Source organism: Luteibacter sp. KNZ12-1A, assembly GCF_056755675.1.
In genome coordinates this window covers 1-10,761 of the sequence record NZ_JBPGXU010000124.1, presented here as the reverse complement: position 1 = coordinate 10,761, position 10,761 = coordinate 1, and the positions used below count along the sequence as shown (strand labels likewise).

Below are 10,761 nucleotides of genomic sequence, written 5' to 3'. Positions count from 1 at the left end.
ACGCTCCCGCCCCCGGACCTTCCCCCGACGACAACCTCAACGCGGTGGCCTGGTCGCAGAACGCCAGCGAGCACGATTTCATCTACCTGCAAACCTTCCGCGACGCGCGGGAGAAACTTCTCAAGGCGAAGAACGACCCTGACTGGGATGCCCTGCCGAAGGACGATCGTGCAGCCCACCCTTCGCTGAAGGGGCGGAAACCGGCCGTGGTGCTGGACATCGACGAAACCGTGCTCGACAACTCGCCTTACCAGGCACGCCTGATCCGTTCGGGCGGCGAGTTCAACGAGGCCGAGTGGGCCGCCTGGTGCAACGAGGCCATCGCCCGGCCGCTGCCGGGGGCCCTCGAATTCACGAAGTTCGCGGCGGACCATGGCATCGCCGTGATCTACATCTCCAACCGGGCGAAGGACCTCGACGACGCCACGCTCTCGAACCTTCGATCCGCGGGCTTCCCCGTGGCTGGCAAACAGTCCTTCCTCGGCCTGGGCACCTTCGTCGAGGGCTGCGAACAGGTCGGCAGCGAAAAGGGTTGCAGGCGCCAACTCGTGGCCCGGGACTACCGGGTGCTGATGCAGTTCGGCGACCAGATAGGAGATTTCGCGAACGTCCCGGGCAACACCGCCGATGGCCGCGCGAAAGCCATGGCTCCCTATACCGCCTGGATCGGCGAGCGCTGGTTCGTGCTGCCGAACCCCACCTATGGCGCCTGGGAATCGGCCCTCTTCGACAACGACTACAGCCTGCCCCGCAACGAACGACGCCAGAAAAAGATGGATTCACTACGAACTAAATAAATCAATGAGTTAGATGCCTTGACCTGACGTATTGCTTTAGCAATGTCGGCCAACTATCATCTCTCTCGCCAAAACCTGCGGTGCCCAAAGCAAAGCAGGCAAGGCCATTTCCCTTTCCGGCTTCGGGCTGGATAACCCCGTGAGACGTCGCGTCTCCGGGGTTTTTTCTTATGTGCGAACGGTGCGGCCTGACAGGCAGGCCTGGCTCGCCACGGCGCCTTCGGGACTCTTTTGCCTGCGCCGCCAGCCGATAACGCGACAACTCGTCGCCATGTATCCTCCCCATCCCGCCGATAGTGCCGCCGATTCCCACCATGCGCCGCTCGACTGCCTGGATTCTCCTGCTAGCTCTCGCCCTGCTTGCTGCCTGCGGCAAACAGAAGGAAGCACCGGGCACACCGGGAGGCGGCTCGCCGGAAGACGCCACCCGTGAGTCGCTGGCCCTGCTGCGCGATGGCAAGTTCGAACTGTTCTGGAGGCATACGCTGCCACCGGCCGATTTTGCGATGTTTCGTGCCGATTGGTCGCGGCGCAGCGCGGCACAGGAGGCAATCGCACCCGAGGACCAGGCCAAGTTCGCGGCGGGCATCACGCGCCTGACGGAACCCGATGCGGAAAGAAAGCTCTTCGCCGAGCTGCGCCCCACCCTCGTGCGTTTCGATCGCGATTACAAGGACCAGATGCCCTTGATCGCCGGCGTGGGCCAATCCATGGCGCTGACAGCCATCGATGAGGCCAAAGATCTCACGCTTTCGCAGAAGCGACAGCTACGAGAGATCGTGAACGTGGTCGCACCCTGGACGCAGACTGTCGCCTGGAGCGACCAGGAAAAGGCGAAGGAAGCCATCGGCATCCTCGTCGACACCGCTCGCAAGGCCCACCTGTCCACGTCCGACGCGCTGCATTCGATGAGCTTCGAGCAGTCGATGGCGACCTGGTCCACGGCGTGGCTTGGTTTCAAGCGCTTGCTGAACGTCTACGGCCTGTCGGTCGACAAGAGCTTCGATTCGGTGAGCATCGACACGCTGGAGAACAACGGCGGGTCGGCCCACATCAAGATCACCTACACGCTACTCGACAAACCGATCCAGACCGATGCCACGCTCGTGCTGCTTGACGGTCGCTGGTACGACAGCGACCTGCTCCAGCGCGTCCGCGACGAACATGCGCGTCTGGATTCGCCCATTCCCGCCGCCAGCGCACCCGCCCCCTCCTACTCCACCGCGCCCGCGTCGCGGGTCCCTGGAGCACCCGCGGCAGACGCCAAGGCCCGCTGAGGTCGTACAATCCCACGATGTCCGAAATTCCGATGAGTGCGGATCCGCACGTCCATGTCGCCCGTTCACCCTGGTGGTTCAAACTGCTGGGTCGCCTCCTCGAGCCGTGGGTGCGGATAAAACGTGAGCCCGCCGAGCCCGCGAGCCTGCTTAACAGCGGGGCCGCGGTCTGCTACGCCATCGAGCGCGACGGAACGTCCGATGCGCTGATCCTGGAACGGGCCTGTCGCGAGGCCGGCTTGCCGAGCCCGATGCAACTGCTCGACCTCCCCGGTCGCCGGCGCCGCTCCGTGTTTTCCCTCAGCCGCCGTCAGGGTTGGCTTTTCGGCCGCACCGACTCACGCGGCCCGAAGGAACCGATCGGCCAGCTTATCCGTGCGATCGAGGAAGACCCGACGCGCGATATCCAGGTGGTTCCGGTATCGATATACGTCGGCCGTGCGCCGAATCGCGAATCCGGCTGGTTCAGCGTGCTGTTCGCCGAGAATTGGCTCGTCGTCGGTCGTTTCCGCCGCATCCTCGCCTTGCTGCTCAACGGTCGCGACACCGTCGTGCATTTTTCCGCGCCGGTGTCCCTGCGCAGCGTGCTCGCGGAGTCCGGCGAGCTCACGCCCGAGCGCCTCACGCGCAAGATCGCACGCGTGCTGCGCACGCACTTCCGGCGCATCCGCGCCGCGGTGATCGGCCCCGATCTCTCGCACCGCCGAACCGTGGTCGACGCCGTGCTCAATACCGAGCCCGTGCGCGATGCCATTGCCGCCACCGCGAGCAAGGAAAACATCTCACTGGCGAAAGCGCAGCGACGTGCGCGCGATTTCGCCCTGGAGATCGCCGCCGATTACTCCCATCCCGTGGTGCGCTCGACCTCGTTCTTGCTGTCGAACTTCTGGAACAAGCTTTACGACGGCATCGCGATGCACCACTTCGACAAGGCCCGCGCCGCCGCGCCCGGGCACGAGGTGGTCTACGTACCTTGCCACCGTAGCCATACCGATTACCTGTTGCTGTCCTATCAGCTGCACCATTCCGGCGTGGTACCGCCGCACATCGCCGCGGGCGTGAACCTCAACCTCCCGGTGGTGGGACCGATCCTTCGCCGGGGCGGCGCGTTCTTCCTGCGTCGCAGCTTCAAGGGCAACGCGCTGTATTCCGTGGTGTTCAACGAATACCTGGCCCAACTCGTCGATCGCGGGGTGCCGCTCGAGTACTTCATCGAAGGCGGCCGTTCACGTACCGGCCGCCTGCTCGCGCCACGCGCGGGCATGCTGGCGATGACCTTGCGCGCCTTCCTGCGCGCACCGCGTCGCCCGGTCATGTTCCAGCCGGTGTACATCGGCTACGAGAAGCTGATGGAAGGCACGTCGTACATCGGCGAGTTGTCGGGCAAGCCCAAGGAAAAGGAATCGCTGATCGGACTCATACGCGGCCTGAAAGTGCTGCGCCAGCGCTATGGTCATGTCACGCTGAATTTCGGTGAGCCCATCCTGCTCACCCCGATGCTCGACGCCACCGCGGCCAACTGGCGCGAGGCCACGGCCGATCCCGATGCGAAACCCGAATGGATGAGCGGCGTCGTCGACCGCCTCGCCGAACGCATCCAGATAAACATCAATCGCGCCGCCGACGTGAACCCCATCAACCTGCTCGCACTCGCCCTGCTGGCGACCCCGAAGCACGCCATGGCGGAGAACGACCTGCTTGCCCAGATCGAACTCACCAAGGCGCTGTTCCAGGAGCTCCCCTACTCCGACCGCGTGACCATCACGCCGATGAATCCGCAGGGCGTCGTCGCTTACGGGGAGCAGATGGGCTGGATCCGCCGTGTACGCCACCCGCTCGGGGACGTGCTGGTCACCGAGGGTGAACAGGCGGTCCTGCTGTCCTACTTCCGCAACAACGTGCTGCACCTGAACGCGGCAGCCGCATGGGTGGCGGCATGCTTTCTCAACAACCGACGGATGTCGCGTTCCTCGGTACTGCGGCTGGGCCAGCTCATCTACCCGTTTATCCAGGGCGAACTGTTCCTGCCGTGGGACAAGGAAGGCTTCGCGACGCAGGTGCACGACACGATCGAATTCTTCGTCGGTCGCGGCATCCTCGAAACGAGCGCGGAGGGACGGGTGCTCGAGCGCGGCCCCGGCCAGGACGATGGGGCCTACCAGCTACGCGTGATCGCACGCAGCATGTTGCAGGCCTTCGAGCGTTACTACATCGCCATCGCGGCGCTGGTGAAGAACGGCCCGCATACGATGAGCGCGGGCGAGCTGGAGACCGCCTGCACCCTTACCGCGCAACGCCTGGGCATGCTCAACGAGCTGTCGGCGCCGGAGTTCTTCGACAAGGCGTTGTTCCGCGGATTCATCCAGAAGCTTCGCGAAGCGAAGATCGTCTGGACCGACGATGCCGGCAAGCTCGATTTCAGCGATGCCCTGGAAGACATGGTGCGCGACGCGCGCGTGATCCTCGCGCGCGAGGTGCGTCACTCGATCCTGAAGATCACGCCAGGTGGCGATGGCGACCGCGACACCGACGCACGCCCTCCGATCGATCCGGATGACGGATCGGCTGGCGAGTCGCTGCACGATCGCCATATCGCCAATGAGCACACCCGGCACGACACGCACCACTGATCTCCTTGTAGGCGTGGCAGCGGTGAGATGTCAGCGTCGAAGCCGCGACGTCGAGATCACCGCCGTCGCATGTACGAGGCAATACCGGCATCCAGGCGTGTGCGCGCCCACTTACACTGCGCGCCACACGACCTCGAAGCATGCCAATGGATATGGCTCCTGCACAAGCGCCCCCGGCGATCACGCGTACCGCCGGTGAAGACGCCGCCGCGCTCATCCAGCGTATGGGTGACACGCAGCGCTGGCTGATCGATCAACAAGAGTCCTTGCCGCCGATTCCCACGCATGGAAACGCATCGGCGAAGACACCGTTCATGGAACAACTCGCCGCATACTGGCGAGCCCCCATCCCGCCCCACCCTGGTCATGTCGCGGTCACGCGCGCCCAGGCCTTCGCCCTCCGCTGGGCGACGGTCATGGGGGATCAGGCCGCGCTTAGCGTCGCTGACGACAGCCTGAGCGAACAAGCCAAGGAGACGATCCTCGCGCTTACCCGCGCACGCGGCGATCTCGTGCCGCCCCAGGTTCGCGTGTGCGAGTTGATGGTGAACGCGCTTCCCTATGCGGGCAGTCTCGTCGTCGTGGATAGCGGGGCCCATGCCTCCGCGCTGCTCTTCTCGGCTGATCGGGGCTGGGAAAGTTTTGGTGACCTGGAGGCACTTCATGCGGAGGTCGAAGAGCGCCTCCGCGAGTCACTGGCTGCCAGCGTGCCTCTCCCCGGATTGGCTGAAGACGATACATCCGTGCTGACGGGCGAACTTTCCGTGACCTCCCGCGACATCACAGGCAATGTATTCGACGTGCTCGTGCGCAATGTCATCGACGTGCAGCGCCGCAAGGTGATCGACGCGTGGACACGGCACGACGATCGCGAAGGCGGCCCGCTGCGTCTGGCGGATCGCCTCCACGACGCCCTGATGACCGGGCCGCACCTGGATGTCAACGCCATGCTTCGGCATCGGCAAGCCCGTTTGCTGTCGAGCGTGCAGGAGCTGCGACTGGCGCAACTCCCCGCCCAGGTTCGCCTGGCATGGGAGCAGGCGCTCGCTGACTACCGAAAGCAACGCGCGGACACCGCGACCATCCTCGCCCGGGACGGCTTCGAAACGATCGCATCGATCCGGCGGTTCGCGCGTGACGAACTGGCCCTCCGCCTGCGCGCTCGCGGTATCGACGACGACCCCGCGGACATCACGATCGAGCTCTTCGCGACCACGGCCAGTGCCACGCACGGATATATCGGTAGCGATGTCGAACAACGCTCGCTGGTCGATCTGGCCAGCGAAAACCTCGGTTTTCTCGAGCTCCGAGGCATGCAGGCGAGAACGGCGAATGGCGGCCTCCTGCTGGCACTAGGTCGCGACGAGATCGTCGACCTGGTTCGCGCACTCGATCTCAGGAACAGCTACCAGGATTATCTCGCGCGCGAGTTGAAGACATCCGCGCGCGGCGCGCGTCTGCGGGCCGCGTCGGCGCGTCTGCAGGAAGCGAGGATGCGCTTCGAGCTGATGGACGCGCGCTCGACCACCTTCGTCGAAGGCGATACGAAGGACTTCATCGACGACCATGCCGAACGAGGCTATCGATGGGTGGAGGCGGTCCTTGACGCGCCGGATTCCGCGAGGCGCCGTCGCGTCGAAAACCATGAGATCGTCGTGAGCCATGTCGTCTACGAAGGCGCCAGGGTCAAGGACATGCTTGTCATAGGCGTTCGAGGGCAGGGAAGCGTCTATCGGACCGTTTTCTACACTCCGGACGCCCCCGACGGCCGAAGCTTCCGGGAGTTCGACGATCGTCAATCGGCAGCTGCCGGCTTCCTGCACGATCCGGCATTCGAGCAATACGTTGTCGACCGGCTGCCTTCGGCCTGGTCGACGATGGGTCGCGATGGGATCACTCGTCGCTTTCGCGTTTCGGAGGGCACGCGACGTGCCGTGTGGGCTCTTTCGGGACAGAGCGGCGAACGACCTCATACACTGACACAAGGCCGGTTCACCGAGGAAGAGATCGCCGGCAACATTTACGACGCATCGTATGACGTGGCGCTGGGCCAACTCGGCCGCGATTCAGCGGACCTCGCTCGTTCGACGGGCGAGGCGGATTACGACCATGCCAGATCGATCGGCATGTTGTCCGCCCGCTTCGCGGAAGGTTTCCTGCCCGTGCGACTGAGCGTTGCCGTGGGCACCCTCAGAGCGCTACACGCGGCATGGCGTAGTGTCGAGAACGTGCGTCGCGACGAGCCGACACGCGCCTTCGAGGATTTCGTCGACGCTTTCGGCTCGATCGGCGACGTGATGGGAAGCCACCTGTTCACGCGTTCGCTCGGCAGGGCGATGCTGCTACGCCAACCCACTCGACCTAACCAACTGGTCATCGGGCCCGTCAGACTGCCCGAGTTCGAGTCGACCTTCGATGTGCGCTACATCGCGCGTGGCGTGACCCTGAAGGGCGCGCGCGCCGCCAAGGACGGCATCTACGAGATCGGCGACGGTCGATTCATCGAGCATCGCGGCCAGCTCTACGGCGTGCACTTCGATAGCGACAACGATACCTGGCGCTTGCGGAAGCCACAGCACACGTCTGCCGACTACGCCCCACCGGTAATCCGTGACGACACCGGCGAATGGCGCTACAACAAGGATGTCGGGCTCCGCGGTGGTACGCCCGACCGCCCCGACTTGTACGATCGGGATCCCGTGGATCTGTTGATGGAATACCGCGGTCTGGTTCCCGAGACCGCGGCGCTGACGAACAACGATATCGAGATCATGGTCCAGGCCTTGACGCGACAAGGCCTTCGTTCCGCTGTCGTAAAACGCCTGATCTACGATCGCACGCATGGCCACCCCACGAGTGCCACCCTCGCGCGCCGCTGGGAGACGGCCCTGGAGGAAGCCCGCCGCCCACCGCCCCGCATCCGCGCTCCGTCGCCGCCACCCATTGACGGGTTCGAGCTCGTGAAACTCGAACGCAGCCAATGGCCTTCCACGGTATGGCACTACACCACGCCGCACCGGCACGCGATGTTCAAGGGAACCACGCTCACGCTCAATCAGTCTTTGCCGGCGGCCACCGGCCCCTCCGGCCTGCACGTCATGACACTCGACCCGAGCCGCTCGTCACGTCGAATCGTGGAGATCATGCGCGGTAAACGCCGCACGAACACCTTCACCGACGAGCAGGTACGGCGCATTGCCGGCGCCTACGTGGAAATCGACCTGGACACGTTGCGCAACCGGCAACGGTCGGACGGAACGTACGAGTTCAACGTCTACACGGTCACCAATCGCTCCGGTCTGGAATTCGTGATCAAGCCGACCTTGCCGGCCCCTGAGCAGGGCATCGCCCCGATTTCACCCACGAGGCAAAGGGATCTCGCCGGCGTCGCCCTGAGGCACGGGGAGTTCCGCACGGGGCTACGTACGCGTTAGCCCTTTGGTCGCACTGATACAGAGCCCAATCTCATCCCCACCGCAAGGAAAGCGATATGGATATCCCACCGGCAGCAGCCCACGATGCCGTGCAAGCCGAGAACCAGGCCGCCATCGATGCATTGCGACGCCTCGCCGGCACACGTGACGCCTTCATGCGCATGTACGAGGCGCAACCATCCTTGAGCGAACCCGACGCCACGGGAGCGCAGCGACTGCTCGACGCGTTGCCTGCCTTCTGGGCGTCTCCGGAAACGGCCGGCGGCGAAACGCGCACTGCCATCCTCGCCCGCCATCTCGCCAGCGTAATGAAAGAGCAGGCCTCGCTCCGGGGCCTCGATGGCACGCTCGGCGACGACGCGGTCTCGCTCGCCACACGCGTTGCCACGGCAAGCGGTGCCACCCTACCCGCCGGCATACACGCGCGCGAACTGATCCTGGGTGACGCTCCCCATGCGGGATCGCTGATCCTCGTCGACGACGGTACGCCCAACCTCGCTCTTCTGTTCACCGCTCACGGCGGATGGGAGGCCTTCGACTCCCTGGAGCGCCTCCTGGCGTCCACGCGTCGCAGGTTGCTAGAGTCGGTCGATGCCGCCGACGGCACCGGTCTTGAAAACGACACGTTTGCAGAAGCCAAGGCGCGGGGGGCGGTCGGTTCACGAGACATCGGCGATGCGGTCTTCGCCACACTGGCGAGGCGCATGATCGAGGTGCAGCGCGGCCGCATCGCACTCGCGGCGGACGACTTCGGCCTCGACATCGACGAACCCGATGCGGCAACCGACCTGGGCGACCGCGTTCGCTACGAACTCTCTCCGGCGGCGATGCTGGACATCGACGCCATTGAACGCCTGCGCGAAGCCCGGCTACTCGAAGCCGTCGCCGCCACACGCCTGGCTGACGTGCCGGCAGGCGTCGCCGCAGCGTGGTACGAGGCGCTTGACGCATACAACGACGTCCTGGCCGCGGCATCGGCCGCTCGCTGGATGACGGGGGCGCAACAACCGTTGACCTTGCAGGCGTTCGCCTCGCGCGAACTCGCCGCGAGGCTCGCATCCCTGGACATCGACATTTCGCCAGAGTCGATCTCCGTTGAAATCGTCCGGAAGAAGCTTCTGCCGGATCCACTCTCGGCACTCGATCCCCTGCCCGGATCGACGACAGCGCGGCACGTTTCGCTCATCGACCTCGCCTGCCAGAACATCGGCCGATTTTCCTTCGAAACCCTGCATGCGTTCGACGCGCAAGGGACCTCGCTGCGCAACCGTCTCGGTCACGCGGCGATCCGCGACATGGTGCGCGACCTGGATATCGCGAACCGCTACCAGCTTCATATCGAAAAGCATCTCCGCGCGGGATCGGGAGGCGCCCTGGCAAAAAAACTGGCCATCACGGTGCAGGCGGCGCAAATGCGCCTGGAGGCTGAGGAAGCACGTCTCTCCTACTACCTGCCCAAGGAGCCACGCTCGTTCATCGACGACCGGGAAGAGCGGGGATTTCGCTGGGTCGAGGCCGCGCTCGACGCGCCGGCCGGCCAGCGTCGCGTGAACAAGCACGAGATCGCGGTCTCGCAGCTCACCTACCGGCAGGTGCCGCTGGATGGCATCCTGATCTTCGCGTCGCGCGCGCCGAACAGTGCGCCGCGTATCGTCATGTACACACCCGGCGCACCGGATGATCTCAAGTTCCGCGAGTTCGACAGCCGGCAGGATGCCGCGAAGCGTTTTCTCTACCACCCCGCCTTCCGGGAGTACTTGCTCGATCGCCTGCCCGCCGAGTTCGCCACCGTCTCACCCAATGGCGCCATGCGCGAGTTCGCCGGTGACCGGCTCGCCCACTGGGTCCTTGGCGCCAGTGGCGATGCCTCGTACACGCGTACTACCGAGCCATTCGAAGAACGCGAGGTGCGAGGCGATTTTTTCGCGGCGGCCTATGACGCCACCGTCGAGAAGTATCGTCGCGATACGCGGTTCCTTGCCCGCTCCACGGCCGACGCCGATAGCGATGCATGGTTCGACTACGCGCAGGGTCGCTTCAACGTCGATCCCGCCTCCAGGCTCGTGGCGGCCGCGCTTGCCGAGGTACCCGCCAGCCTCGCTCGCCTGACGCAGGCATCCTGGCGCTTTTACGATCACGTAAAGGCGGGCGACACGGGACAGGCCGTCGTCGCCTTCACCGAGGGTTACGTCAACGCGCTCAACCTCATCGTTCCGCCCTTTGTCGGCGGCCGCCACGTCGCCGGGGCGATCGTGCGCTCCCGTGCCTCGACACGCGGCGTGACAAGCACGAGCGTGCGACTGACGCCGCCACGCGTCCGCTTCGACGATCGGTACGCCGCTCATGGCTTGCGCAAGCCTGGCAACCCCGACGCCGAAGGGATCTTTCACGTGGGCGGCCATGCGTACATCGAGCAGGACGCCACCTTTTTCCTGGTGCGCTACGACACGAACTACGGCCACTGGCGCCTCGCGCCCCCGAAGGGAGCCATGGATGCCCACTTCACCGGCCCACTGATAGAGCGAATCGATCAACAATGGGGCTACGCCCATGGTGTGGGGTTGCGCGGCGGCATGCGCCGATTCCGCGAGCGATTTGCCCGCGTCTCCGTGGCCGACAATAC

Annotated in this window: 5 protein-coding genes; all 5 read left to right on the top strand. The window is 64.9% G+C overall.

The features are described from left to right. Nucleotides 1–797: 5'-nucleotidase, lipoprotein e(P4) family (locus tag ACR9ZJ_RS17375; RefSeq protein WP_481288463.1), on the top strand; the 797-nt coding region annotated here is incomplete at its 5' end. Between the two features lie 314 nt (nt 798–1,111). Next, nucleotides 1,112–2,074: a hypothetical protein gene (locus tag ACR9ZJ_RS17370; protein WP_481288462.1), complete on the top strand. Its 963-nt coding sequence runs from the start codon at nt 1,112–1,114 to the stop codon at nt 2,072–2,074. Between the two features lie 17 nt (nt 2,075–2,091). Further along, on the top strand, nt 2,092–4,704 hold the full coding sequence (gene plsB, locus ACR9ZJ_RS17365) for a glycerol-3-phosphate 1-O-acyltransferase PlsB (protein ID WP_481288461.1): 2,613 nt from the start codon (nt 2,092–2,094) through the stop codon (nt 4,702–4,704). A 152-nt stretch (nt 4,705–4,856) separates the two neighbouring features. Further along, complete coding sequence (locus ACR9ZJ_RS17360) at nt 4,857–8,138, top strand: dermonecrotic toxin domain-containing protein (protein ID WP_481288460.1); 3,282 nt, start codon at nt 4,857–4,859, stop codon at nt 8,136–8,138. A 56-nt stretch (nt 8,139–8,194) separates the two neighbouring features. Next, nucleotides 8,195–10,761 (top strand): dermonecrotic toxin domain-containing protein (locus ACR9ZJ_RS17355; RefSeq protein ID WP_481288459.1); only part of this gene is annotated, 2,567 nt, incomplete at its 3' end.

Coding starts and splice junctions, on each gene's coding strand:
- ACR9ZJ_RS17360 (WP_481288460.1), top strand. CDS start 4,857: ATGGCTCCTGCACAAGCGCCCCCGGCGATCACGCGTACCGCCGGTGAA.
- ACR9ZJ_RS17370 (WP_481288462.1), top strand. CDS start 1,112: ATGCGCCGCTCGACTGCCTGGATTCTCCTGCTAGCTCTCGCCCTGCTT.
- plsB (WP_481288461.1), top strand. CDS start 2,092: ATGTCCGAAATTCCGATGAGTGCGGATCCGCACGTCCATGTCGCCCGT.